Source organism: Moraxella sp. CTOTU49097, assembly GCF_032064105.1.
In the GTDB taxonomy this organism is placed as follows: domain Bacteria; phylum Pseudomonadota; class Gammaproteobacteria; order Pseudomonadales; family Moraxellaceae; genus Faucicola; species Faucicola osloensis_B.
The window spans coordinates 1-25,680 of sequence record NZ_DAMBOA010000002.1; the positions used below are offsets into that span (position 1 = coordinate 1).

A 25,680-nucleotide genomic window follows, 5' to 3' on the forward strand; every position below is an offset into this window, starting at 1 on the left:
CGTTTTCTTTCATTTTGGCTTTGTATTCTTTGCTCGATAGTCCGCTGGCGTCAAAGGTTTTGTCCATTGGAATATGGTGGCTTTTTAGGAAGTCGGTTTGTTCTTGGGTTAACGTTGCCATGTTATTGTCTCAAATTTTGTAGTCACAAATTTTCTAGTTCCTTGATTCAATAAAGTATAGCAAGGTTTAAGGGTTTTATAAAAAAGAAAAAATCGCTCAGTTTGAGCGATTTTTTAAGGATTTTTGCAATTACTTTCTTTTTTCTAAATTTCTAGCACCTTGCTCCAAAATTCCAGGTAGTAGCTCTTTAACACCAAACTTACCAATATTAAATAATGATTTTCCAATCAGTTTCACACCAGCAACAGCTTTTTCTCCTGCTCCATCTGCATATCTTAAATCATCAATAGCTTCTTTAGGGGAATAGTAATCTTTTTTACTACCAAAATCTTTCATTGAACTAGCACTTTCTCTCATCCGTTGTGCTTTCTCGCTATCAGACAAATCTTTAAATTCTATTCTTTCATCATCATTAGACATTTTGGAATCCTTATCTTTCCACGCAAGAAATGATTTTTACATCGCCATTAAATCTTGACTTTATTTGCTCTTTTGCTTGGCTAGCACTGCTTGCTTTTACTACTGTGCTAATAACTGAATTTGAATTAGGACGTTGGTACTTAATTGCATAACTATTCATAAAAACTCCATTTTCTTCCACTAAAAAAACGTTTCACTGCCATTTAATCATAATTAAATTTGAAAATATTTTCAATAAATATTTGAATTATTTTCTGCTAGTTTTTCTTTATGAAAAAATATAACAAACACGACAATAAATTTGAGTTTAGCGAGCGTCTAAGACAATCGATAACTAAACATTCCATTCCAATTAGCCCAACCATTTTATGCAAAAATTTTAATCAACATCATCATGGTGATAATATTTCTATTCAAACAGCTAGTAATTGGTTATCAGGCGTTTCAGTTCCTAATCAAGATAAATTGCAAACTTTGGCAAATTGGCTAAGCGTTGATATTCATTGGCTTAGATTTGGCAATGATGTGCCAGTTAATCACATTCCACCACTTTCCACAGAACAACAAAATTTAGTTAAAAACTTTGCGTTACTCTCACCTATTCATCAAAAAATTGTGCTAGATTTGGTTAATTCGCTAGTTGAAACCTATTAAACCAATTGAGATTTTAATCTAATCAATCTTGAAACCACCCCATTTCTACCCCATAAAAAACCCCATCTTTTTACCCAAATTTCCCACTCAAAAACACACAATAAGAAGCTCAATATGGCACAGCACGACGCAATCAAAATTCGTGGCGCACGCACCCACAACCTCAAAAACATCGACATCGACATCCCACGAGACAAACTCGTCGTCATCACAGGTTTATCAGGCTCGGGCAAGTCCAGCCTAGCCTTTGACACCCTATACGCCGAAGGACAACGCCGCTACGTCGAGAGCTTATCGGCTTACGCACGCCAGTTTTTATCACAAATGGAAAAGCCCGAAGTCGATAGCATCGAAGGGCTGTCACCTGCCATCGCCATTGAGCAAAAATCCACCAACCATAACCCCCGCTCCACGGTGGGTACCATTACCGAGATTTATGACTATTTGCGTCTGCTGTATGCCCGTGTCGGTACGCCCATGTGCCCAGAACACCACCTGCCGATGGTCGCGCAAACTGTCACCGAAATGGTCGATACCGTCATGGCATTGCCCGAAGACACCAAGTTGATGATTCTCGCGCGCGTCGTCGATGACCGCAAAGGCGAGCATATCCAGTTGATGGAACAGCTAAAAGGGCAAGGCTTTGTACGGCTGCGGGTCGATGGCGAGATTTATGACATTGATGATGTGCCACCGCTTGCCAAAACTTTTAAACACACCATTGATGTGGTGGTTGACCGCTTCAAAGTGCGCGATGACTTGGGTAATCGGGTTGCCGAAAGCTTGGAGACCGCATTACGACTCGGTAGCGATATTGCTATCTTGCATGACATGGACGCTGAGTTTGAGGATAAAATTTTGTCCGCCAAACATAGCTGCCCTGTCTGCGATCGCTCGGTTGCTGAGCTTGAACCAAAATTGTTTAGTTTTAACAACCCCTATGGCGCGTGCCCCGTGTGTGATGGCTTGGGCAAACGCCAATATTTTGCTGCCGAAAAAATCATCGGGCATCCTGAAAAATCGCTCAACCAAGGGGCGATTCAAGGCTGGGATAAACGCCACGCCTACTATTTTGGCTTGCTGACCACCGTTGCCGAGCATTACGGTATTGATATGGAAGCGCCTTGGCAACAACTGGATAAAAAGCACAAAGATGTCATTTTACATGGCTCTGGTAAAGACAAAATGACTTTTAACTTTGTCGATGAACGGGGTCGCAAATCCACCAAAACCGTGCCATTTGAAGGGGTGTTGCCGTATATGGAACGCCGTTACCGCACCACGCAAAGCAGCATCGTGCGAGACGAGCTTGCCAAATACCTTGCCGATGCCACCTGCGATGCCTGTCACGGCTCACGCTTAAACGAAATCGCTCGCCATGTGGAAGTCAGCGACCGTACCATTGCCGAAATGGTCAAGCTATCAATTGGCGAAGCGATGGCGTATTACGAGCAATTAAAACTCGAGGGCGCAAAAGGCGAAATCGCCGCCAAAATCATCAAAGAAATCCGTGAGCGCTTGGAATTTTTGGTGAGTGTGGGCTTGGATTATCTTACCCTTGCCCGCTCTGCCGAAACCCTATCAGGCGGTGAAGCGCAGCGGATACGACTTGCTAGCCAAATCGGGGCGGGTTTGATGGGCGTGATGTATGTACTCGATGAGCCATCAATCGGCTTGCACCAACGTGACAATGACCGACTGCTGCAAACGTTGACTCGGCTCAGAGATTTGGGAAATACCGTGATTGTCGTCGAGCATGACGAAGATGCCATTCGCCTAGCCGACCATATCATCGATGTGGGCGTGGGCGCTGGTGTACATGGTGGCAGTATCATTGCAGAAGGCACGGCAAAAGACATTGCCAAAAATCCCGAATCATTGACGGGGCAATATTTATCGGGCAAAAAGAAAATCGCCGTGCCAACCGTGCGTCACCGAGCCAAAGTCGCCAATGACGATAAATATGAAAAAATGCAAGACTCCGCCATTCCCTTAACCAAAAATCAAGCGAAAAAAGCGGAAAGCGAGAAGAAAGAAAAAGCCAAAAAAGGTAAAGTCGAAGCCAAACCTTTGATGCTGACCTTGACAGGGGCAAAAGGTAACAACCTTAAAAACGTGACCTTAAACTTGCCGATTGGTGTGTTTACCGCTATTACAGGCGTGTCGGGTTCAGGTAAATCGACCTTAATCAACCGCACCTTATTGCCACTAGCGACCACGCAGCTCAATAACGCTACCACCCATGTTGCCGAAGAGTTTGACAGTATCACTGGGCTAGAACATTTAGATAAAGTCGTCGATATCGACCAAAGCCCGATTGGGCGTACTCCCCGCTCCAATCCTGCGACCTATACAGGCGTATTTAGTCCGATTCGTGACCTATTCGCCCAAGTGCCCGAGTCCAAGGCTCGTGGTTATCAAGCAGGACGCTTTAGCTTTAACGTGAAAGGCGGGCGCTGTGAAACCTGCCAAGGCGATGGCTTGATTAAGGTTGAGATGCACTTTTTGCCTGATATGTATGTGCCTTGCGATGCCTGTCAAGGCAAACGCTACAACCGTGAAACCCTTGAAATCACCTATAAGGGCAAAAATATCAATGACGTGCTCAATATGACGGTGGAAGATGCGGCGGAATTTTTTGAGGCGATTCCGGCAATTTACCGCCGTTTGCAAGCCCTACAAGAAGTCGGCTTGGGTTATATTCGCTTGGGTCAGTCTGCGCCTACGCTTTCAGGCGGTGAGGCGCAACGGGTGAAACTTGCCAAAGAACTGTCCAAACGTGATACCGGTCAGACCTTGTATGTGCTCGATGAGCCGACGACAGGTTTGCATTTCCATGATATCGCCAAGCTCCTAGACATCTTGCATACGCTACGCGACCGCGGCAATACCGTGGTGGTGATTGAGCATAATCTCGATGTGATTAAGACAGCCGACTGGATTGTGGATTTGGGTCCTGAAGGCGGTTCGGGTGGTGGTGAGATTATTGCCGAGGGCACGCCAGAGGACGTGGCGCAAAACGCGCGCTCGCATACAGGGCGGTTCTTAAAACCGATGTTGCAGGCCTAAGTTTGTTACCAGTATAAGTCTGTTACAGGCGTAAGTTTAGCGGTAAGGGTTAGTACATTGTTGTCTAACCCTTTTTTTAACCAATCATCGCCCTATGACTTGCTGTTCATTGATAATACTTTACATTTCGCCCCAGTATTCACACAATGAAGCCAGATAAGGATATTACGATATTATCCAAGGAAAAAACCGTTATAGAACGATAAGGATGCTAGGATGATTTTATTTAAAGGAAAAACCAACGATCTTGAGACCCTATTTCCCCCTACCCTAAAACTAGATGGTCAAATCTGCGTGCGAAATGGTATTAGCGCTCGCAGTAAATTTATGATTGGTATCTATGATATTGCCCTATATTTGGGTGAAATGACTGAAGATGCCGAAACAGCCATTACTTCACGCTATGCCAAGCAATTGCGCATGGTGTCTCGCCGCAATATCAAAGGCTCATTACTCGAAAACGCCTTCAAAGAGGGTATCAGAGCGAATAGTAGCGCAGAAGAATATCAAAAAATTGCCTCAGTGATTGATGACGTGTTTGGTGAGTTGTTCAAAACCAACACCATCAAAGAAGGGGCAATGTTTACGATTGAATTTTCGCCAGAGCATGGCGTTCGCTTAAATTATGATGAGGTTGGCGATCTTCCTTATATCAAAGAAGAAGGCTTTGACCAAGCTATTCTTCGTGCTTGGCTAGGCGATAATCCTATATCACTTGAGATGAAAAAGGATTTGCTGGGTCAGCACTAAGGTTACACTGCTTATTTTTACACTTCCTATAAGGCATGGGAAGTTAATCTAGCCAATTGATAGTGCCAGTAACTTTTTTGCTAGGTTTACTAGGGTTGTATTGATTGCAACCCTAATTCAACACTATTGCAACGATGAATAGCAGCGTTATTGATATGTTTGGCATCATTCAACCCCATAAATGGGCATTCATCCCTTATCTGCCTAGCTTTCTTTTATCCGATAACAAGTAAGTTGGCTTTTTTCATTTTTACCCCAACTTTTTATGCCAATAGTGGCATTTTTGGTTTGAGCCTTTTATTCTGTCGTCCATTAGGGGTTACTACAATACTATGTTTCTTTTTGAGTGGGTATGCTAGCCTAAAGCAAAAAAAATCAGGCAGCTTATGAAACCACTTGCGCAAAAGCCCACTAAACCAATCATATCAGTCCGTAACACCCCTCAAACCTTTACCCTCAATAAGCTTGCCAAACCTATCGTGCGCGATGATATTTTTTCGTTGCCGCCTGCTGTGTATGGCACTATCTATTTGATGCTGATTCCGCTATTTGGCTTTTTGTATAGTACCTTGCCAAATATGCAGTTTAACCATGAAGACGTGGGATTTTTGGAAGCCATGTATTTTAGTACCATCACGGTGACTACCACCGGGTTTGGTGATATCACCCCAACCAATACCTTTACGCGGGCGTTTGTGATGATTGAAGCGACCATTGGGGTGGTGTCCGCAGGTTTGTTTTTAAATGCGATTACTTATCAGCGTGAAGAAAACATGAGCAATCTGATGGACGCCTATGAAGCAAGAAAAGAAATCTCTTATGCCTTTGCGCGCCTGCACAGTCATGATAGTTTGATTACGCTTAACATGAATACTTATCTAAACCGCGTTAATCAACTACTGGGCATAGAATCAGAGCAAACCCCAGTGGCGCAATCTGACCGTGAGGGTCGTGCTAATTTAAACCGCTCACCTGATTTGCCCGCGGCGCCTGACGCTAAAGTCCCTCAGCAGCTTATTGGTATTCATGAGCCTATTCCCGAAGCGTTAGCATTCACTAATTTACAGCATTTATTTAATGCCTCAGCGCGCTTGACCGATGACCCGCGCAAGCCGTTGATTTGGTACTATTATCAAGCTTTGGATGAATTGGTCAATAGTATTGAGAATTTGGTGCGTGAAACCGAAACTTATCGCTGGGCAGATTTGGAATCGATTTGTATTCAATATTTAAGTGATATCAAATCCTATGACTCTAGCAGCTATATTTTGGCAGAGCCGAATTTTGAAAAGCAGCTTGCCGATATCCAAGCCCAGCGCCAGCAAGACATGTTACTTATCAGCGAATATCCAAGTGATAAAGCGGTTGAGTTGTCGAACGAAAATAGTTTAAACCCGTATATTATTTTGTTTATGGGTATTCAAACCACCCTTGATTTTATCAAAAAATTCCAACTTCGCTATCAAGAAATTATGCAGACCATTTAATTTTATCGGCTCATAAACATAAAAAAACACCCCACATGCCGTGAGGTGTTTTTTTTACTCAATCAATCTATGATAGATTAGTGACCAAATTGGTTGGCAGTGTTTTTGGCGCCGCCCGCTTTAAGTGCCATCTCACCTGAGAAGATTTCTTTGTGATCATCACCAATGTCAGAACCTGCCATGGCTTGGTGCTTAACCGCAGCAATGCCTTCGCGGATTTCTTTACGTTGTACTTCTTCAACGTAAGCTAACATACCTTTATCACCGAAGTAACCTTTTGCCAACTGGTGCGTACTTAATGCCGCCGTGTGGAAAGTAGGTAGGGTAATCAAATGGTGGAATACACAGGCTTCACGTGACGCGTCAGCTTGGAAGGTACGCGCTAGTTCATCAGCAGCGGTATTCAACTCAGTGTTGTCGTAGTCAGCAGACATTAAGTTTGCTTTGTCATAAGCTGAAATGTCTTTGCCTTCTTTTTCCCATTTTGCAATGACTTGTTTACGGAAGTTAAGCGTCCAGTTGAATGATGGGCTGTTGTTGTAAACAAGCTTAGCATCTGGCACTTGCGCAGTGATACGGTCAGTCATTGATTTGATGTGCGCGACGTCTGGCGTTGGTGTTTCAATCCATAGTAGATCGGCACCGTTTTCAAGGGCAGTCACACAGTCAAGTACCACGCGGTCGATATTGGTGCCTTCGCGGAATGAGTACAAGCCGTTTGGCATACGAGTTGGGCGAACCAATTTGCCATCACGTTTTAATAGCACATCGTACTCGTTTGCATTTTCTAAAGTCACTTCTTCAACTTCTAAAAAGTCTAAATATTGTGAAGCAAGGTCGCCTGGCTCACGTGACACAGGAAGTTTTTGCGTTAATGACGCACCTTCAGAGTCAGTACGGGCAACGATGATACCGTTGTCAATGCCAAGCTCTAAGAACGCATAACGAATCGCGTTGAGTTTTGAGATGAAGTCTTCGTGTGGTACGGTAACTTTACCATCTTGGTGACCACATTGTTTAGCATCTGATACTTGGTTTTCAACTTGGATAGCACAAGCACCTGCTTGGATCATTTTTTTGGTGAGTAAGTAAGTCGCTTCTTCGTTACCAAAACCTGCGTCGATGTCAGCGATGATTGGCACGACGTGTGATTCAAAATTGTTGATTTTGTCTAAGATGGCTTTAGTGTCTTGACCTGCTTCTTGCGCCGCTTTTAATTCACGGAAGTAATCGTTTAACACTTTTTCATCCGCTTGACGTAAGAAAGTGTAGATTTCTTCGATTAATTTTGGCACAGCGGTTTTTTCGTGCATAGATTGGTCAGGTAGTGGACCAAATTCTGAGCGCAGCGCAGCAACCATCCAACCTGAAAGGTAGATATATTTACGTTCAGTAGTACCGAAGTATTTTTTAACCGCATACATGGTTTGTTGACCGATAAAGCCATGCCATGCACCAAGAGATTGGGTGTATTTTGATTTGTCAGCATCATAAGCTGCCATATCACGACGCATGATGTCGGCAGTGTATTGAGCGATTTCTAAACCTGTTTTGAAACGGTTTTGGGTAACCAAACGCGCAGCATCATTTTCGCTGATGTTTTTCCAGTTACCATATTTGGCTTTTAGTTCGCGGATATGGTCAATCGCTGAAACGTAAGTTGACATAGCAGTCTCCTGTTGAGGACGGTGGGATAAAAAAACTTAGGATGATTGTTGTGTTGTGATAATAGCAAAAGTCTTAAATAAGCCAATATTTAGTGAGCGTTAAACACCGAAAATAGAAATAATGTTTAAGAAACAAGCGAAATAGCCAAATAGCCTAACAATTTTTTTAACAAAATACGTGATATTTCTTACAGTGATATTAAATAGTCTGTTAAAATTAAGAATTCTATTTTGGCACTAATAAAGCTTTAAGTTGGCTTAAATAATGGAATGAATGCACTATACCCTTTAATTCATAATTTAGCTATTTAATGATTCGTATCTTTAGTATTTATTTAAAATATAGTATAATATAATCAATAACTTAAGTTTTATTGCTAGGTTTTAATCCTGTTAAAACTAGCGGTTTTAGCCTTTTTTTCTTAACTTTTAACTAGACAAACAGTAATTTATGGATTTACAACGTGTGGATTTGAACCTTTTGGTGCATCTTGATGTGTTACTTCGAGAAAAAAACGTCACCAGAGCCTCTGAGCAACTCGGCATTACCCAACCAGCCATGAGTAATATTTTACGTCGTTTGCGTAAGTTGTTTAATGATCCGTTGTTGATTCGCTCATCTGAAGGCATGACACCGACGGAGCGGGCGCTTGAATTACAGCCGCGCGTACGCGAATTGTTAGCGGATTTAACCCAGCTATTAGAGCCGCGTACTGAGTTTCGTCCTTATACCTCAAGTCGTGTATTTCGGATTATGACGTCAGATTATGCCGAAGCGACGCTGGTGCCTAGGCTAGTTAAAGCGCTGCGCAGTGAAGCCCCAAACGTGATTTTAGACTTCTTAACGCCATCGGATGTCTCCTATCGAGATATGGAGCAAGGGCGTGTTGATTTGGCGATTAATCGTTTTAACGAGGTACCACAAAGCTTTCACCAAGTGCTGATTTGGCGTGATACTTTTAGTTGTTTGTTGTCGGCTGATAGTCCATATGTCAATCGCTTTAACCTAAAAAATTATCTTAAAGCTCAGCACGTTTGGGTGTCTAAAACAGGCATGGGTGTAGGTTTTGGGGTCAATCCCGAAAAATCTGGTGGACTTGGCTCGATTGATGCGGCGTTACAACGCCTCGGTCAAAAACGTCAAATCAGTGTCTTTACTCGTCATTATCAGATGCCTGCCATGCTCACCGCCAATAAAGACTTAATTGCTACGCTGCCGACTCGGGTGGCGCGCATGCAAGCTAATAATGATGATATCGTAATTAAAGAGCCGCCATTTTTTATTCCAGAGTTTGAATTGACGATGGCGTGGTCGCCGCTATTACAGCATCACCCTGCGCATCGTTGGTTACGTCAGTTGATTCAACATGTGTCGCGACAAATCATCGCCGAAGATCGCATCAAGTATCCGCTACAAACCGCGATTCAAGATGGTTCGCTGCATACCCAGCCCATTGATTTGGTTGAAATTGATCCTGACCGTCAATGATTGAGGGTCAGACAACCTGCTTATCTAGGACTGTCTAGGACTGGCAAATTTTATCCACCCACAGCTCATACGGATATTTTCCTAAATGTCCGTAACGTCCTTTTTCAGTTACCCGCCCTTCAATACAGACAGGTAAACTAATCGACACGCCCGTTTGACCTTGCGCTTTGGCATATTCGGCTAATAGATTGTTTGGGTCAAATACATGGTATTTGGTGGTACCGTCATTAAATTCAGATTGCTCTAAGCTTTGGGTAAAGGTGCCTTTTAGCGTCAGCGTTTTTTTGGGCACACTATCAATGCTTTCTTTGATATCGTTTAACTTACCATTTTGCAGCGATTGGTACGCCACGCTGGCGCAACTTGCCAATAGACCAATTATCGCCACACCCCCGCCCAACCATGCGGCTTTTTTACCCTTTATCTTATTAGTTAGCATGTTGTTTTCCTTATTATTGGTCACAAAATTATTGGGATAAAAAAATGATAGCAATATTCGTTGCTATCATTTGTAGGTTTTATTTATCGTTACACTACCCTTGGGTAAATAGTTTAGCGAATATAGGTATCGTCCTCAGGATTACTCACCTGCTGTGTCAGCGCTTGGGTTGGTAAGACTTTCTTAAGATAAAAATACCCCAACATACCTGCCAATAACGACCCTAAGATAATGCCGAGTCGTTCGTCAAACGGTTTGACCTCAAGTCCCGAAAAGGCAAGCCCACCTATAAACAAACTCATGGTAAAGCCAATACCACATAAAATCGCCACGCCAAATACTTGTCGCCAATCAACATTGGTAGGCAAGCTGGCTAACCCAAGCTTGACGCCAAGCCAACTAAATAACATCACCCCAATCGGCTTGCCCAGCAGCAGCCCTAGGGCAATGCCGAGCGGTACCGTATGAAGCAGCGAGGACAGCCCCGTACCACCGAGATAAATGCCCGCGTTGGCAAACGCAAAAATCGGTAAAATAATAAAGCTGACTGTGTCTTGCAAATCATGTTCAACCGATTCGAGGGGTGAATGCTCAGGGTGCTTGTTGTCTGTCATTGGGATAAACAGCGCAAGCAGCACACCGGCAAGCGTCGCATGTAACCCCGACTTTAACATGGCCGCCCATAGCAAAACGCCAATCATTATATAAGCGGTGGTGCGGGTGACGTTAAAGCGATTCATGAGCCACAATATCACCAAACATACCCCAACCCAAGCCAGTGCCCCCATGGACAGCCCCGATGAGTAAAATAATGCAATAATGATAATTGCGCCAATATCATCAAAAATAGCAATCGATGCCAAAAATACTTTGAGCGCGGCGGGCACGCGATTGCCCAGTAAAGTCAGCACACCTAAGGCAAACGCAATATCTGTCGCGGCAGGAATCGCCCAACCTTTCATCAAATCTGCGTGCTGATAATTGAAGGCGGCATAAAAAATTGCCGGTACCATCATACCACCGACTGCAGCAATCGCAGGCAAGACGACTTTTTTGACGTCTGATAGTTCACCCACTAGCATTTCCCGCTTAAGCTCCAGCCCCACTAAAAAGAAAAACACCACCATCAAGCCATCGTTGATCCAATGTAGTAAATGATGATCGATACTAAAAGAGCCGATTTTTATCGAAATAGGCAGATGCAAAAAATGCTCGTATATGTCACTCATCGGAGAGTTTGCTACCAGCATCGCCAACACAGCGGCAAACGCCAACACGATACCCGCCGCCATATCGTGTGCCAAAAATTTTTTAAATTGGTTAAATACTATCATCCGTCTAAAACTCTTTTTAATACCATTTTTATTTATGAAATATAAAACACTTAAAGCAAATAAAATAGCCTACAATACCATCATAGCATATATTTTATTATATCATATAATCTATTTTTATGATAAATAATTTCATAATTTTAGTTTAATAGAAAATTTTATTCATTTATTCACTATTTTAGATAAATTAATTTTTTAGGCGTATATTTTGCTGGCGTTGATAGTTAAGATTCTAAACACGAATGATTGATAAAGTTGTTAACACCCCATCGCTATTTTGTATTATCATTTTATCGCTACTCTCCTACCGATTTAGAATCAGCCTTTCAACAGTGTGGATATTTTGCCAACTTCTCTTACCGATCTTGATTTAACCCCGCTCAAACGTTTTTCACATAACGTCATCGCCAATATCCGTGCCACGGGTCACATGCTAATAGGTTCAAAACGCGCGTTTTATTGGGTCAAGCCCACCGTATGGCAGTTTTTGTTGTTTGGATTGACGGCACTGGCGAGTAATTTGCTGTTTTCGTGGCTCGTTGCTGAAGATGCCACCCATTTTAATCCACAAGGGCTGATTAGTTATTTGGTGTGGCCGATGGTGATGTTGGTGGCCGGATTGATTCTTGCCAAACGGCATTTTAATGCCATGCTGATTTTTGTGCCGGCGATTTTGTGGCTGTGTGCTGATACTTTCATGATGCTGGTGCAAAGCTTGATTCAGTTTATATCAGATCTAGGCTGGCTACCTGAATGGACGTTTGATACGATTGGTATTGTGTTCGTATTAGCGTTTGTCTGGCAGTCATTATCGCTGCTGTGGATTTTTGGCAATCAATTACGCTGGTCATGGATTGAGCGTGTCCTGATTATGCTGGGTGCGTTTGCCGTACTCAGTGTGTGGCAAAAAAACGTGCAATCTGAGCCGATTTTTCAATCTGACCCCGTCGCACCCGTGGTCACTGAAGCGGCATTTTATGCCCAGCCTGAGCTTCTGGCGGATATGCTAAATAACGTGCAGCCGCAACGCCCGACTATACATGATTGGTACTTTATGGGTGTCGCAGGTCATGGCGAGCAAGATGTGTTCCGCTCAGAAATTGAGCTGACCAAAGATTACTTTGACCATCAATTTGGCACAGCAGGACGCTCGGTGGCACTCATTAACAACGCCAATACCCTGTCTGCGCTGCCGATTGCCAGTAAAACCAGTATTGAGCGCGCTTTGCAGAGTATCGCCAAAAAAATGGATGTCAATGAAGACGTGCTATTTTTGACCTTAACCTCGCATGGGGGTGACAAGGTGATTGAGATGTCGAACCCACCGCTAGCGCTCGATAATGTCGATGCCAAATGGCTACGCCAATCATTGGATAAATCTGGCATTAAATGGCGCGTCATTGTGGTATCCGCCTGTTATTCTGGCTCATTTATCAATGAGTTAAAATCACCAGACACCCTAGTCATTACTGCCTCAGCGGCGAATAAATCATCGTTTGGCTGTTCTAATGAAGCCGAATATACTTACTTTGGACAAGCATTTTTTGCTGAAAGCTTACCCAAGCTTCGCCGTTTTCAACCTGCGTTTGAAGCCGCCAGCAAACGCATTGCTGAACGGGAAAAAATGATGGGCTTTGAGCCGTCTGAGCCGCAATTGGTGATGGGTGATGCTATTAAAGCGGTATTGCCAGAATTTGAAAACAGTCTCAAACCCTTACCTGCGGTTGTGATAGCGCCATCGACTGCCGCCAGTGCTACTAGCGGTGCCCATACCTTAAGTAGCCACCAACTGCACAAGTAACCAAGTAACATAGACCGTTTCGGCTGTTTTAGCTGCCAAGACGCCTTAGCACCTATCTTACAGTCCATCACGGTAGCGATTGGGAGCAACTGATATTTTCTGCCATTTTTTAGCGATTTTATAATTTTTGTGCATAAAAAAAGTGGGTTAACCTAAGTTACCCACTTTTTTATCAAATAGCGCGTCAAATAGACTGTGTCAGTCAATTATTTGATTTTAGCTTCTTTGAATACAACATGTTGACGTACCACTGGATCAAATTTTTTGATTTCCATTTTGTTTGGCATGGTACGTTTGTTTTTAGTCGTGGTGTAAAAATAACCCGTACCTGCAGTTGAAACTAATTTGATTTTATCACGCATCGCAATTGCTCCCTAAGAATATGAAAAGGCAAAAATTAGATTTTTTCGCCACGAGCACGCATATCAGTTAAAACTTGGTCAATACCAACTTTATCAATGATACGCATACCTTTGGTAGTCAAGCGAAGCTTAACAAAGCGGTTTTCGCTCTCTACCCAAAAACGATGGGTGTGTAGATTTGGTAGAAAACGACGGCGGGTTTTGTTGTTTGCGTGAGAAACATTGTTACCTACCGCTGGGCGTTTTCCAGTCACTTGGCATACTCGAGACATGGCTTACTCCTAATCGGTGTGCATGAGGGCTGCTCATGCCTGTCACAACTGATACTCGCACATCTCGCATATCATTGAAGCTAAAAAAGCTAGGGTTTCAACGATTCTAGTGTTGAGTATCTCAGTTTGAATCAATAATTAATCTTTTGGCGGCGCACTTAAAATTAGCTACTCACGGCTAGTCACTTGACTTGCGTCAATCAAAACCATTTTAAGCAAGCGTCAAAAAATCGCTAGTAAATTTAAAGCCGCTATTTATACCATAACTTATGCCAAAATGCAATGTGATTGGATAAAAATTTAATGGGTTAAAACGCCTTGTTTGACCATCAAGGGTGGCGGGTTTTGATGCCCAGCAGACTGGCGTAAAATTTGCTGACTTAACCAGTCAATTTGCGCATCGACAAAAGGCGTATCGCTTTGTAATTGGTTAAAAATAACCAAAGCGACTTTCAGCCCTGCTTGCCAAATTGCTTGGAGCGTTAGCATGGCATGATTAAGGCTGCCAAGCTTGATACCAACGACCAGGATGACAGGGTATTTGAGCGCGGCTGCCACATCAGCAAGCGTTTCTTGCTCATTAATAGGGGTAAACCAGCCGCCTGCCCCTTCAACCAAAATCACATCGGCAGGATAGGCTGCGATGGCGTTATTGATGGTATCGACTAATTGGGTGTTGGTGAGTGTGACGTCATCAATTTGGGCGGCGATATGCGGTGAGCAAGGTGTCGCTAGCTGGATAGGCGCAATGGCAGACAGCGGTGGTTTGACATTGGCAAATTGATTGATGCGCCTTGCATCATCGCTATATGTTTGCCCGTTGTCATCGGTTTCCAGACCTGCGGTGACTGGCTTAATGGCATATACACTTTTGCCTTGCTGGGCTATATTCTTGACCAATTGCGCAGTGGTGGTGGTTTTACCGATTTCGGTATCGGTACCTGTGACAAAATACGCGCCGTTTAGTGCACATGAAGCATCGTTAACATTGGATAGATTCATTATTTCTTACTTGCTTTTATGGTTAATGGTTTGGGTGGTTTTTTGAGATGATTGGGTGATTTTTTCAATTTTTTGCTCAAACGCTGGCATTAGCTCTTGCAAAGTTTGTTGCTGATTTTTCATAACAACCGGCATAATTTTCTCAAGATAAGCTTTACCAAATTGCGATTGTTTGGCAATGACTGATTGCCCAATATTCGAACCATAAAATTCAATCATTGAATTAACTTCTGCTTGGCTATAAGTGGTTTTTGCCGTTTCGATAAAAGCATGGATAAATTGCTCACGTACTTGCGGTTGGTTTTGCATATCAATCGATTTTTGCATAAATTCACCGATAGCATCTTGCACTTGCTGTTGCTGAGTGGCGGTAAGTTCTTGGTTAGCTAAGCTGTCTTTAGTCGCTTGCTCAATAGCTTGACTCATCACGCCCTTAGTCTGCTCCATCATCTCGCTAAACGTCTTGTCCATTTGCTGAACTTGTACCAATTTTTTTAGCGATTCATCGCTAGGAATTTGATTTGCGGGATAAGCCAATGGCCCAGCAACGACAGTAATTTTCGCTTGGGTAACTTGTGAAAAGGACAAAATAGATAAACAACCCATAAGCACAGCCATTTTTAATAATTTCATTGTGATTCCTCTTTTAAAATACGTGCAAAAATCTGCTAAACTTTATCACAACTCTAATCAATGTCGCAAAATAACAGGAAAAAAGATGAACGATTCACCGATTATTGCCATTGTTGGATTTGGCTCATTAGGGGCGTTATTTGCCAGTCTATTAGCGCCGAATATGCCTTTTGAAAACCTGCGTATCGTCGCCGATACTGACCGTGTCAACCGCTACCAACAGCAAGGTTTATTGGTGAATGGCGAGCCATTAACACTCAACTATGTCACGCCCAACGCCATCACCACGCCCGCCGACTTGGTCATCGTCTGCACCAAGTTTTATCAACTCAATGACGTATTGCCCTTGATTGAAAGTCAGCTTGGCGATAATACGCTGATTGTTTCTGCCCTAAACGGTATCGCCAGCGAAAAAGTGTTGGCAAACGCCTTTGGTGATGAGCGCATTGTGTATTGTGTGGCGCAGCAAATGGACGCCATGAAAAATGAGCGGCATGAAAAAAATGGGCAAAATGGTAGCCAACTGATTTATCGCGATCATGGACAATTGGTCATTGGCGCGATGACAACTGATAGCGCTGAACGCGCACGCGTGCAACAAGTCGATGCCCTCTTTAATCAAGTCAATTTCCCGCACTCAGTGAGCGATGACATGCCGCGTCAGTTGTGGGGCAAATTGATGTTAAATACCGGCGTCAATCAAACTGTGGCATTGTATCAAGGTACCTTCGATACCGTGCAACAAGCGGGTGAAGCGCGCGACATGTTCAAAGCTGCCATGCGTGAGGTGATGGCAGTGGCACACGCTGAAGGCGTAACCTTAACTGACGAAGATTTCAAAAAATGGTTGGCGATTATGGATGCGCTGGAGCCTAAAGGCATGCCCTCGATGCGGCAGGATTTAAAAGCAGGGCGACGCTGTGAGCTTGATTTGTTTGCAGGGACAATTCGCGAATTGGGGGATAAGCATGGCATTGAAACCCCTGTCAACGACACCCTATATGATGGCATTAGTGCATTAATGGCTAACAATCAGTCGTAATGACAACCCTAGCGCTATTGAAAAAAGCGTTGCAAAAAACGCTGTATAGAAGCGATGAATAAAAGCAATGAATAACCACTACAAATAAAAAAAGGGCATCTACCTTGCCCTTTTTTATCTCAACAAGCGTTATTTTTTACCAAAACGCTCATTCATTTGCGCATAAAAACGTGCCACATGGTCACCCACCACACTGGCATCTTTGGGATTAAACTTCATCACTCGCCCAAAATCCAAGCCAACATACAACACGATATCAGCGAAGGTGAGTCGATCACCGAGCAAGTATTTATGACTCGATAATAGCTTGTCAAAGTACGGCAATGCTTTTTTGACGCGGTTGATGCTCTCTTCTGCCATACCAGGCACTTGGTTGCCCACCGACGCGAGAGATGGATGCCCATGCTGGAAAGCCAGCATCATGTTATATAGCACATGAAACTCCGCATTGCGTGACATGGCGGTGATTTTGGCGCGCTGTATAGGGTCTGAGCCCATCACTTGCTTACCATTGCCTGCAAGTCGACTATCAAGGTATTCACAAATGGCATGTGAATCGTTGAGCACAGTGCCATCATCAAGCACTAACACAGGCAACAGCCCGAGTGGATTAACTGCCAAAAACTCCGGCGAGTTTTGCTCGTTTTTGCCAATATCCACGTTGATGACTTGTAAATTATGAATATCATTGATATCAAGCTCTTTGACTTTTAACAATAAGTCGACCTTGCGCGGGTTTGGCGGGGCATTCATGGTATATAGTTTCATCACTTGTTCCTTATGATGTGTGATTTTAGCTTTAATATACTTGAAACCACCGTTTTACGAAATAGGGTTTTTAAGCGGAAAGGAAATTTTACTGATAAAAAATCCCCCTGACGGCAGGAGGATTTTTCGGTTTGAGGACAAAAGTATATCAAAGCTTATTTTTTATCCTGCGCTTTTTGCTCATCTTTTTGCTCGTCTTTATGACCTTCTTTATGCCAAAAGGCTTTGAATACTTCAAATTGCTCGGCAAGCGTCTGCATTAACGAGCTGTCTTTGTGCGCTTTTTTGGCGACGGGTGGCAAGATGTGCTCATAATAGGTATTGGCGAGCACTCGGCGCAGTATGCCCTCCCCGATGAAGCCTTGGTCATCGTTGAGTGTACTGGCAGAGCGGAGTATGTTGCGAATATCGTATTGGGTTGGCACGATATCAGGCACTTGCTTATTGCTATCTGTGAGGGTGTACACCGCGACCCGCGCCGAGCGTACCGAAGTTTCAACGGTGAACACCACATCATTGTTGGTTTCAACAAATTGACCAATGAGACCTAAATTGGTGCAGACTTCGGGTACGATTTGTGGACGGTCACCTTTGGCACGTGGCATAAACATCGAAGTGATATACGGCATATAGGCGGTGTTAGCGATAGTATTGGCTAAAATATCATCTTTTTGTTCAAGCAAATCTAGGTGGTATAGTAGCTCCGTCACAATTTCATGCCCTGTACATTCTGGCATGGTTTTTGGCACATAGTTGCCTTTTTTGTCCATCAATAGCCCATACAACCACATCACCACGACGTCTTTGGGTTGGTCAGGAAATTGCGGTTGGCGGTTAATAGTAAAACTCATAAGCCAGTTGGAATCGGTGATGGTAACAATACCGCCTGTGACCGTTTTGCCTGATAGTGGCGGATTGACACAGTATTTTTCGCTGATTTTGCGTAAAAGTGCCGAGTCTTTGCAGGTTAATGTTGCTGACATCCAGGCAGATTTGGGCACATGGCGGTTAAATTTTTCTGGACGACCAAACACAGCGGATTGTTTGGCAAGGTCATTCCATAGTACCCAGCCTTTCGTTCTTCCCATTGTATCATCAGCGAAACGGATATCAGGCGCAGTGTCACTGGTGCCATAGCGCGTATCTTCTGTCATTGACCCTGTGGTAATAATCACAAAATCATTATCCCGTACAGGGATATGGACTTGTTGACCTTGTTGGGTAGTTGTCAGCCCTTTAACGATTTTTTTGTCGCCTTGCTGCTCAAAATCAACCGCCGTCACTAACGTGTCACTTTGTAGGTTGACGCCTTTATTGATTAAAAATTTTTGCGCAGGTACCACAAAGCTGTCATATTGGTTGTATCTGGCAAATAACAGGGTTGACATATCTTTGATACCATCTAAGGCTTCCAAAAAACGGTGCATGTAAAGCTTGCACTCAAGTAAGCTGTGCCAGTTTTCAAAAGCAAACATACTACGCCATAGCGTCCAAAAATTACTGTCCAAAAAACTTTGGCTAAAGTAATCTTCGATGGTGAGATTATCGAGTTCGTCTTGGTTTTTTAGTAATAAACGGACAATAGCAAGTTGGTCGGCTTTGTTGAGATTAAACTTGTGAAAATCTTTGATGTCACCTTTGTTATGAATCAACCGTGCTTTAGAATAGTTGGGATCATTATCATTAATCAAGCGGTATTCATCAAGGACTGAATAAGGCTCTGGTAACTCTAGCGCCGGTATATCTTGGAACATATCCCAAAAATTCTCGTAGGTGGTAATCATCTCACGACCGCCGCGCATGATATAACCGTCTTCGGCATTACCAGCGCCATCGAGTGAGCCGCCTTGCACCGCTAATTCTTCTAAAAAGGTAATGTTCTCGCCTGGGATATGGGCATCTCGGATAAAATAATACGCGGCTGCTAAACCGCCAATACCGCCACCGACAATATAGACTTTACTGTCTTTAAAACGTCCGGTATCAAAGCCGATATTACGCTGATAGTTACCATGGGCATCGCTAAACGGCATCGAATTGCCAGGTTGATGAGATTGATAATCCGCGCGCTGTGGTTGGTGATCGACCTTTTTAAAAACCATATTTTTCAAAAAATCACTGTTGTTCTTAGCGTTGGTTGTCATAATGAAGTGCCCTATTTTGAATAAGATAAGTGTTGAATAACATTAGCGTTAGCTAATTCTTTAAACCGCGCTGCTACCTTTTGACATTGACCTTAAATGCCCATTAAGACTGCTACACAATGACTAAAAATAACGGCGCGCTTATAAAAATTATGATTGATAATCATTATTTATAATTAATAAACTCACTTAGATTTTTAACTAAGCGATTTTATTATAATCACATCGTATAACCTCGCTAAAGCGACTTTGTGTCGACTAAGCTTTGATTAAACATTCAGTTATTTGCTCTTTTGTAATCAAACGTAACCAGTCATCGCACCTCTTTAGTTTTTTAAAGGGATAAAAATCGATTGAGTTCACTTGCTAAACTTCGTAAAATGTATCACTATACTAGAACATTGAAATGCTTTACTTGTTATCTTTTACTCAAAAAAACTACTATGCCGCACACTTCGCCATCATCTCTACCCGCCTATGATTATTTGGTTGAGCTACTGAGCCAAACCGATGATAGTGACTTTATCCGCGAAATTTTGGCAGCGCTACTGACTGAAAAAGAACAAAAAGAAATCGCCAATCGCATCCAGATTTTTGCCTTGTTTCAGCAAGCGCTACCACAACGCGAAATCGCTGAGCGCTTAGGAGTGGGCATTGCAACCGTATCACGGGGTGCCAAAGCGTATGGTCAACATGATATCAACCAATTATTGCCAAATCTGAGTCATTTGAACCTATAAATTTGTGATAATGGCTTTAAGCGTAAATAAGCCCATCACAGTAGCATACATACTTTAGCGTGATTAAAAGGGGGATAAAAATCAGTGAGAAAATAACTGGCATGCCATAAAAGAGTTGCAAGCAGGGGTTAATCTGATTACAATGTATCATCATACTAGAACACTGAAACATTGATTAAAATTTAAGATAATGTAAATTTAGCATACTATAAATTTAAGACACTATGATGACTACACACGCCAAACCACCCAAAATCGCCCTTGCCAGCAAACCAAACCTGATTAAACTTGCACAAGACATTGATTTTTTTGAACTCTTTAAACGTATCGAAACCAAATACGCTACCTGTTTTTTACTGGAATCGTTGGGCGAAGAAAGCTATATCTCACGTCATCACGCCATCGGCTTTGACCCTGCGATGACGGTGTTGGCAAAAGACCGCCATACCTTGACTATCACCAACAATCGCACGGGGGAAAGCACGGATTATACCTGTGACAATCCTTACCAACTACTGCGCGACATCACCCCACAACATGTGATTTCGCGTAGCCATACCGGCGGATTGGTCGGTTTTTTGGGATTTGATAGTGTCAATTTTTTTGAGCCGACCCTTAATATTCAAACCAGTGATGATTTCGAGCCGTTCAAATTCGGGGTGTACTTAGATGGGTTAAGCCTTGATAAGATGACCGGTGAAATTTTTTATTATTATTACGATACCGACCACCAAAGCAATCGTATTGACGAAATCAAGTCATTATTGACCGCTATTTCGCCTGACTATACGCAGCCCACTGCTGAACATTTGGGCGATGGGATGAACCGCGAGCAACATGCGGCAGCGGTGATGAAAGTCAAAGAAGACATTAAAGCTGGGCTAATTTTCCAGTGTGAAGTGGGTTTCAAGTCGCATTATCGCATCCAAGGCGATAGCATGCCAATTTATAGTAAACTGCGCGAAGTCAACCCGTCACCGCATATGTACTATGTCAAATTTGGCGCCCAAAAAATTATTGGCGCATCGCCTGAGTTGTTGTTCCGATTGCGCAATGGTGAGATGGAAACCTTCCCACTGGCGGGCACCACCAAGCGCGGCAAGGATGAGACCGAAGATCGCCAATTAGCGCGCGCCTTGCTCAATGACCCCAAAGAAATCGCCGAACATAATATGTTGGTGGACTTACATCGTAATGATATCGGGCGGGTGGCACGCTTTGGGACGGTAAAAGTACGTAACTTAATGGATATCAAGCGCTTTTCACATGTCCAGCATATTTCCAGTGAAATCGTCGGTATTCTTGACCCTAATCATGATATGTTCACCGCGCTTGCCAGTAATTTTCCCGCAGGTACGCTATCGGGTGCACCCAAAATTGAAGCGATGAAAATTATAAATACGCTCGAACCCGATGGTCGTGGCGCTTACGGTGGCGCACTCGGTCAGTTTTGTTTTAATGGGGACTGTATTTTTGCTATCCCGATTCGCTCGCTGTTTATCAACGGTGAAAAAGCGTATGCGCAAACTTGCGGCGGCAATGTGTATGACTCCAATCCTGAAGACGAATATGAAGAAATCGTGCGAAAATTGTCTGCGATGAAAGTGGTACTGTCCAATTTTGCGCCAGTGTCGTAAGCTAGTTTTTAATCATAACGATAGCTTAAGACAGACAAGGGTTATGATGGATTGGCATGATAGCAAGATATATAGCAGTATTTTAAACGTTTAGAATAACCGCCAAACCTATTTTTAGAGTTGACTATGCAAGTGTTAATTATTGATAACTACGATTCTTTTACCTTTAACTTATACCAATATATTGGTGAGATTTTAGCCGCAGACAATCAGCCTTTTAACGTGGTTGTGAAACGCAATAATGAGATTAGCTTGGCGGATATCCAAGCCATGAATCCTGACCGCATTATTATCTCGCCCGGTCCTGGCTCGCCCGATGACCCTGCGTATTTTGGCGTGTGTGGTGAGGTCATTACTGAGCTTGGCAAAACCACGCCGCTACTAGGCGTGTGTCTTGGCATGCAGGGCATTGCGCATTTTTTTGGTGGTCAAGTGGTGCGAGCCAATGTGCCCATGCATGGCAAGACGTCACCGATTCGCCACGATGGTCAAGGCGTGTATCAAGGTTTACCACAGCAGCTTGACATCATGCGTTATCATTCACTGATGGTCGATGCCGCCTCACTCCCCGATTGTTTGGTAGTGACCAGTGTGGTATTTAGTGAGCAACATAGTGATAAAAATCTCAAAGATGCCAGTCTAGCAGGCGATGAAATCATGGGCATTCGCCACCGTGACTATCCGATTCAAGGGGTGCAATATCACCCAGAATCCTTCGCCACCGAAGGCGCCAAAACCCTGCTAAAAAACTTTTTGTTAGGGTAATTTACAACATCAACAAAATCACCGACAACACCGCCCCAACGGCAACAAACGCCAAACCACGTTTAAAGATTTTTGAACTTGGGGCAAATAAAAAGAAACTCGATAGCACAAAAAACAATAAACTCAAGCCAAACAATACATTGAGGCCACCCATACTACCTTTAGATGGCGCTTTATGAAAATTCACCATTTTATCTAATACCACAGGCAGTTTTTTCACCGTATAATCCGCTTCACCTGTCACTGCGTTGTATTGCCCTTCTTTAAAATACACCACATCGCCTTCACGTTTGGTCACGTCCACGCCACGCATTTTAAGCGCCTTTGCCAAGCCTTTATCATCAAGGTTAGTCGCTACTTTGGTTTGGATATGGTTGTCATACTTTAAAAAATCAGTATCGCGAAATACCAGCAACATCCCACTTAGCGAATAGACCAGCATAATGCCAACCATAAAGAATCCAACATAGCGGTGCCCAAGCCTCATATAGATACGAAAATCTTTCATTGTCATTGTTTGACTGCCTCTTAAAAAATTGAGCCGTCATTATCCAATAATAGATTGAGAATGTAAATAATAATGATTATCATTTAATTAAATAACATCGCACCTATCTATACAGAGCAATCTATACAGACCAATTTTTGCGCCATTGGTTACTGCTGCAAACGCGCCAAATGTAGACCTTACTGATGCTCGCGGCTGTCAAGCTGCTCACACTCAATGATAACAGTGATAAAAATGTTAAAAGCGATATAAGCGATAAACACAATCAAGCGACTAAGTTTATCAAGCATTAGGCTTTTTCAATCAAAGCCGGTCAATTAAAGCCTATGAATCAAAAACCGTCAATCAAATTTGGTGGGACTGTTTTAACACATAGGCATAGGCAATCTTTTTACCTTGGTCGTCATACTCCCAGTACACGCCCTGCACTTCTGGCTCAAAGCCTGGCAAGCGATTAACGCCTTCTTGCAATGCCAAGAAGTAATCAAGCACCGCCCCATCCCACACTTCACCGGGTACAATACAGTAAACCCCTGGTGGATACGGTAGCGCCCCTTCCATGGCGATTCTGCCTTTGATGTCATGCAGCGATACCAGCTCAACCTCATTACGGATAAAGGCGTTATGGGCATCAAATGCACTCATGGCGACTTTTGGGCGATGTTCGCGCTCAAACATTTGTTTTTGTCGTTTGTTGAGCTGATGCTTAGCATAGAAGTTATGCATGAGTTGGCATAGTTCATTGATGGTCAGTTTGCGGTACTGCGGGTATGCCTTAGCCAGTGTCGGTAACACTTGGGTGACGGGGCTGTTTTCGCGGATATGTTTTTCAAAACTGACGATACGGGCGACCAAGTGTTGGAATTTTGCCAAGGTTTCGGCAGGCGTCAGTAAGAATAAAATCGAGTTTAAATCGGCTTTTTCTGGAATGACTGAGCTTTCACGCAGATAATGTGCCAAAATCGCGGCAGGAATCCCTGTGTCCTCATATTCACCGGTTTGCATATCAATGCCTGGCGTGGTCAGTAGCAATTTACACGGGTCGATAAAGTATTGGTCATCGGCATAATGCTGAAAATCATGCCAACGCGCCCCTGCCTCAAAGCGGAAGAAACGAATATCATGGGCAATGGTTTCGGTATCGTAGTCTTGCCATGCTTGCCCATCTACTGTAGGTGGGACAAATGGCAAAATCATGGTACAAGTGTCTAGCAGCATTTTACGTGCTTCGATACCGCCGATGACACACTCATGCCACATGCGCTGACCGGCTTTACCTTCATGCATTTTGGCATTGACATCGAGTGAGGCAAACAACGGGTAAAACGGCGAGGTCGACACGTGCATCATAAACGAGTTGTTAAAGCGTTTATGATTGACATAACGGGCTTGCCCGCTGATATGGTTATCTTTTTTATGGATTTGTGATGCTTGAGAAAAGCCCGCTTGTTGCTTGTGTACCGATTGGGTCACCAAAATTCCAGGATCATTTTCACCCAGCTCAAGTAGCAGTGGCGAGCAATCACGCATCATCGGGATAAACTGCTCATAACCCACCCAAGCACTGTCAAACAAAATATAGTCACACAGATGCCCGATGCGATCTACCACTTGGCGGGCGTTATAAATAGTGCCATCATACGTGCCCAGCTGAATTACCGCCAAGCGAAATGGGCGGGCATCATCGGCTTTATCGGGCGCAACTTCACGAATACGCTCACGGATTTCGGCTTCCTCAAAACAATGGGCAGGAATGCCGCCAATCAAACCATAAGCATTGCGGTCGGTCTCTAAATACACAGGCGTACCACCTGCCATGGTTAAGGCGCCTTGGTACACAGATTTGTGATTGTTACGGTCAAACAGCACCAAATCACCATGCGCCACTAAGGCACCAATCGCAATTTTATTGGAAGAGGAAGTGCCGTTGAGCACAAAGTAGGTTTTATCCGCATTAAAAACTTTCGCCGCATGCGCTTGTGCTTCATACGCTGGGCCTTCATGAATTAGCAAATCGCCAAGACGGACATCGGCATTACAAGAGTCGGCACGAAATAGCGTTTCCCCAAAGTATAAATAAAAGCGTCTGCCAGAAGGATGCTTACGAAAAAACTGTCCGCCTTGGTGCCCAGGACAGTCAAACGCCGCATTGCCATAGTCAGTGTAGTCCATCAAGGCTTGGAAGAAGGGCGGATCGAGCGTGGCGATATAATCCGCCGCTGCCGCATTGACCAATTGTCCGTTATAAAACTTTTGATCATCTGCCAGCTCTAGCACACCATACACATTGGGTAGCCATTCATCAGGCACTACATCACCATATTCAATCGCCACAAATATCGGAATAGCAAACCCCAAATCTTCAATATCTTGATACACACGCGGCAAGTCTGTCATCGTGACCACAATTGCTGCAATATTGGTATAGTCGGTCGATTCAATATCGATGGTACGATAATTAAGATTTAGGGCGTATTCAATGCCATCACTGATGACTACTTTCATAATTATTTTCCTTGCTGCAATCGTGTCAATTGCCAAAACGCCATCATCGTTGTCATAAAATGGCATTAATA

23 protein-coding genes are annotated in these 25,680 nt (G+C 43.5%); 10 read left to right on the forward strand and 13 right to left on the reverse strand.

What is annotated here, in order from left to right; translation table 11 throughout:
- Window positions 1-250 precede the first annotated feature (250 nt).
- Together RT064_RS01600 and RT064_RS01605 are read right to left on the reverse strand one after the other, a co-directional pair.
- A complete protein-coding gene (locus RT064_RS01600; protein WP_138018808.1) occupies window positions 251-541 on the reverse strand; it encodes a hypothetical protein in 291 nt (96 codons plus the stop codon).
- A gap of 10 nt (window positions 542-551) precedes the next feature.
- Window positions 552-701, reverse strand: coding sequence for a hypothetical protein (locus RT064_RS01605; RefSeq protein ID WP_159675909.1), 150 nt, complete (start codon window positions 699-701; stop codon window positions 552-554).
- Between the two features lie 110 nt (window positions 702-811).
- On the opposite strand from RT064_RS01605, the gene RT064_RS01610 reads away from it, so the two are divergent.
- From RT064_RS01610 to RT064_RS01625, 4 genes are all read left to right on the forward strand, one after another.
- Complete coding sequence (locus tag RT064_RS01610) at window positions 812-1,195, forward strand: helix-turn-helix transcriptional regulator (protein WP_138018807.1); 384 nt, start codon at window positions 812-814, stop codon at window positions 1,193-1,195.
- 114 nt (window positions 1,196-1,309) lie between these two features.
- A complete protein-coding gene (uvrA, locus tag RT064_RS01615) occupies window positions 1,310-4,264 on the forward strand; it encodes an excinuclease ABC subunit UvrA (RefSeq protein WP_313060659.1) in 2,955 nt (984 codons plus the stop codon).
- A gap of 216 nt (window positions 4,265-4,480) precedes the next feature.
- A complete protein-coding gene (locus RT064_RS01620) occupies window positions 4,481-5,014 on the forward strand; it encodes a chalcone isomerase family protein (protein ID WP_313060661.1) in 534 nt (177 codons plus the stop codon).
- Window positions 5,015-5,400: 386 nt separating this feature from the next.
- Window positions 5,401-6,501: a potassium channel family protein gene (locus RT064_RS01625; RefSeq protein WP_313060664.1), complete on the forward strand. Its 1,101-nt coding sequence runs from the start codon at window positions 5,401-5,403 to the stop codon at window positions 6,499-6,501.
- Between the two features lie 77 nt (window positions 6,502-6,578).
- Here RT064_RS01625 and RT064_RS01630 read toward each other — a convergent pair whose 3' ends face one another.
- Window positions 6,579-8,168 (reverse strand): isocitrate lyase, encoded by a 1,590-nt coding sequence (locus tag RT064_RS01630; RefSeq protein WP_062333833.1) that lies wholly within the window; start codon window positions 8,166-8,168, stop codon window positions 6,579-6,581.
- Window positions 8,169-8,619: 451 nt separating this feature from the next.
- Between RT064_RS01630 and RT064_RS01635 the strand changes: the two genes are divergently transcribed.
- The gene (locus RT064_RS01635; protein ID WP_062333830.1) at window positions 8,620-9,657 is read left to right on the forward strand and encodes a LysR family transcriptional regulator; all 1,038 of its coding nucleotides are present in this window, start codon (window positions 8,620-8,622) and stop codon (window positions 9,655-9,657) included.
- Window positions 9,658-9,691: 34 nt separating this feature from the next.
- Here the strand turns inward: RT064_RS01635 and RT064_RS01640 are convergent, their stop codons facing one another.
- Window positions 9,692-10,096 (reverse strand): hypothetical protein, encoded by a 405-nt coding sequence (locus RT064_RS01640; protein ID WP_313060671.1) that lies wholly within the window; start codon window positions 10,094-10,096, stop codon window positions 9,692-9,694.
- A gap of 113 nt (window positions 10,097-10,209) precedes the next feature.
- Window positions 10,210-11,427 (reverse strand): Na+/H+ antiporter NhaA, encoded by a 1,218-nt coding sequence (gene nhaA, locus RT064_RS01645; protein ID WP_409519517.1) that lies wholly within the window; start codon window positions 11,425-11,427, stop codon window positions 10,210-10,212.
- Window positions 11,428-11,773: 346 nt separating this feature from the next.
- Here nhaA and RT064_RS01650 point away from each other — a divergent pair, with 346 nt between their 5' ends.
- A complete protein-coding gene (locus tag RT064_RS01650; RefSeq protein WP_313060676.1) occupies window positions 11,774-13,231 on the forward strand; it encodes a C13 family peptidase in 1,458 nt (485 codons plus the stop codon).
- Between the two features lie 206 nt (window positions 13,232-13,437).
- Here the strand turns inward: RT064_RS01650 and rpmG are convergent, their stop codons facing one another.
- The 4 genes from rpmG to RT064_RS01670 all read right to left on the reverse strand — a co-directional run bounded on the left by rpmG (window position 13,438) and on the right by RT064_RS01670 (window position 15,500).
- Window positions 13,438-13,593: a 50S ribosomal protein L33 gene (rpmG, locus tag RT064_RS01655; protein WP_007116087.1), complete on the reverse strand. Its 156-nt coding sequence runs from the start codon at window positions 13,591-13,593 to the stop codon at window positions 13,438-13,440.
- Between the two features lie 35 nt (window positions 13,594-13,628).
- Window positions 13,629-13,865 carry a 50S ribosomal protein L28 gene (gene rpmB / locus RT064_RS01660; protein WP_007116088.1) on the reverse strand — a complete coding sequence of 79 codons (237 nt, stop codon included), beginning with the start codon at window positions 13,863-13,865 and terminating at the stop codon, window positions 13,629-13,631.
- Window positions 13,866-14,165: 300 nt separating this feature from the next.
- On the reverse strand, window positions 14,166-14,867 hold the full coding sequence (bioD, locus tag RT064_RS01665) for a dethiobiotin synthase (RefSeq protein ID WP_313060679.1): 702 nt from the start codon (window positions 14,865-14,867) through the stop codon (window positions 14,166-14,168).
- Window positions 14,868-14,873: 6 nt separating this feature from the next.
- Complete coding sequence (locus RT064_RS01670) at window positions 14,874-15,500, reverse strand: DUF2059 domain-containing protein (protein WP_313060681.1); 627 nt, start codon at window positions 15,498-15,500, stop codon at window positions 14,874-14,876.
- Between the two features lie 85 nt (window positions 15,501-15,585).
- Between RT064_RS01670 and RT064_RS01675 the strand changes: the two genes are divergently transcribed.
- Window positions 15,586-16,542 (forward strand): ketopantoate reductase family protein, encoded by a 957-nt coding sequence (locus tag RT064_RS01675; RefSeq protein ID WP_313060683.1) that lies wholly within the window; start codon window positions 15,586-15,588, stop codon window positions 16,540-16,542.
- 129 nt (window positions 16,543-16,671) lie between these two features.
- On the opposite strand, the gene RT064_RS01680 is transcribed toward RT064_RS01675, so the two are convergent.
- Together RT064_RS01680 and RT064_RS01685 are read right to left on the reverse strand one after the other, a co-directional pair.
- Complete coding sequence (locus RT064_RS01680) at window positions 16,672-17,310, reverse strand: glutathione S-transferase family protein (protein ID WP_313060685.1); 639 nt, start codon at window positions 17,308-17,310, stop codon at window positions 16,672-16,674.
- A 155-nt stretch (window positions 17,311-17,465) separates the two neighbouring features.
- Window positions 17,466-19,454 carry an oleate hydratase gene (locus RT064_RS01685; RefSeq protein ID WP_313060687.1) on the reverse strand — a complete coding sequence of 663 codons (1,989 nt, stop codon included), beginning with the start codon at window positions 19,452-19,454 and terminating at the stop codon, window positions 17,466-17,468.
- A gap of 443 nt (window positions 19,455-19,897) precedes the next feature.
- Between RT064_RS01685 and RT064_RS01690 the strand changes: the two genes are divergently transcribed.
- From RT064_RS01690 to RT064_RS01700, 3 genes are all read left to right on the forward strand, one after another.
- A complete protein-coding gene (locus RT064_RS01690) occupies window positions 19,898-20,194 on the forward strand; it encodes a Trp family transcriptional regulator (RefSeq protein ID WP_060996241.1) in 297 nt (98 codons plus the stop codon).
- A 224-nt stretch (window positions 20,195-20,418) separates the two neighbouring features.
- On the forward strand, window positions 20,419-21,831 hold the full coding sequence (locus tag RT064_RS01695; protein ID WP_409519514.1) for an anthranilate synthase component I family protein: 1,413 nt from the start codon (window positions 20,419-20,421) through the stop codon (window positions 21,829-21,831).
- A 126-nt stretch (window positions 21,832-21,957) separates the two neighbouring features.
- Entirely contained in the window at window positions 21,958-22,596 is a 639-nt protein-coding gene (locus RT064_RS01700; protein ID WP_313060692.1) for an anthranilate synthase component II, read from the forward strand.
- Between the two features lies 1 nt (window position 22,597).
- Here RT064_RS01700 and RT064_RS01705 read toward each other — a convergent pair whose 3' ends face one another.
- Both RT064_RS01705 and RT064_RS01710 read right to left on the reverse strand, forming a co-directional pair.
- A complete protein-coding gene (locus RT064_RS01705) occupies window positions 22,598-23,110 on the reverse strand; it encodes a hypothetical protein (protein ID WP_313060696.1) in 513 nt (170 codons plus the stop codon).
- A 339-nt stretch (window positions 23,111-23,449) separates the two neighbouring features.
- Window positions 23,450-25,609 (reverse strand): ornithine decarboxylase, encoded by a 2,160-nt coding sequence (locus RT064_RS01710; RefSeq protein ID WP_313060699.1) that lies wholly within the window; start codon window positions 25,607-25,609, stop codon window positions 23,450-23,452.
- Window positions 25,610-25,680: the final 71 nt, after the last annotated feature.

Bases quoted from the DNA above. Each gene is read 5' to 3' on its own strand.
- RT064_RS01610 (WP_138018807.1), top strand. From the start codon at position 812: ATGAAAAAATATAACAAACACGACAATAAATTTGAGTTTAGCGAGCGT.
- RT064_RS01695 (WP_409519514.1), top strand. From the start codon at position 20,419: ATGATGACTACACACGCCAAACCACCCAAAATCGCCCTTGCCAGCAAA.
- RT064_RS01685 (WP_313060687.1), bottom strand. From the start codon at position 19,454: ATGACAACCAACGCTAAGAACAACAGTGATTTTTTGAAAAATATGGTT.
- RT064_RS01680 (WP_313060685.1), bottom strand. From the start codon at position 17,310: ATGAAACTATATACCATGAATGCCCCGCCAAACCCGCGCAAGGTCGAC.
- bioD (WP_313060679.1), bottom strand. From the start codon at position 14,867: ATGAATCTATCCAATGTTAACGATGCTTCATGTGCACTAAACGGCGCG.
- uvrA (WP_313060659.1), top strand. From the start codon at position 1,310: ATGGCACAGCACGACGCAATCAAAATTCGTGGCGCACGCACCCACAAC.
- RT064_RS01635 (WP_062333830.1), top strand. From the start codon at position 8,620: ATGGATTTACAACGTGTGGATTTGAACCTTTTGGTGCATCTTGATGTG.
- RT064_RS01670 (WP_313060681.1), bottom strand. From the start codon at position 15,500: ATGAAATTATTAAAAATGGCTGTGCTTATGGGTTGTTTATCTATTTTG.
- RT064_RS01640 (WP_313060671.1), bottom strand. From the start codon at position 10,096: ATGCTAACTAATAAGATAAAGGGTAAAAAAGCCGCATGGTTGGGCGGG.
- RT064_RS01690 (WP_060996241.1), top strand. From the start codon at position 19,898: ATGCCGCACACTTCGCCATCATCTCTACCCGCCTATGATTATTTGGTT.
- RT064_RS01620 (WP_313060661.1), top strand. From the start codon at position 4,481: ATGATTTTATTTAAAGGAAAAACCAACGATCTTGAGACCCTATTTCCC.
- RT064_RS01600 (WP_138018808.1), bottom strand. From the start codon at position 541: ATGTCTAATGATGATGAAAGAATAGAATTTAAAGATTTGTCTGATAGC.
- RT064_RS01705 (WP_313060696.1), bottom strand. From the start codon at position 23,110: ATGACAATGAAAGATTTTCGTATCTATATGAGGCTTGGGCACCGCTAT.
- RT064_RS01700 (WP_313060692.1), top strand. From the start codon at position 21,958: ATGCAAGTGTTAATTATTGATAACTACGATTCTTTTACCTTTAACTTA.
- rpmG (WP_007116087.1), bottom strand. From the start codon at position 13,593: ATGCGTGATAAAATCAAATTAGTTTCAACTGCAGGTACGGGTTATTTT.
- RT064_RS01625 (WP_313060664.1), top strand. From the start codon at position 5,401: ATGAAACCACTTGCGCAAAAGCCCACTAAACCAATCATATCAGTCCGT.
- rpmB (WP_007116088.1), bottom strand. From the start codon at position 13,865: ATGTCTCGAGTATGCCAAGTGACTGGAAAACGCCCAGCGGTAGGTAAC.
- RT064_RS01605 (WP_159675909.1), bottom strand. From the start codon at position 701: ATGAATAGTTATGCAATTAAGTACCAACGTCCTAATTCAAATTCAGTT.
- RT064_RS01630 (WP_062333833.1), bottom strand. From the start codon at position 8,168: ATGTCAACTTACGTTTCAGCGATTGACCATATCCGCGAACTAAAAGCC.
- RT064_RS01710 (WP_313060699.1), bottom strand. From the start codon at position 25,609: ATGAAAGTAGTCATCAGTGATGGCATTGAATACGCCCTAAATCTTAAT.
- RT064_RS01675 (WP_313060683.1), top strand. From the start codon at position 15,586: ATGAACGATTCACCGATTATTGCCATTGTTGGATTTGGCTCATTAGGG.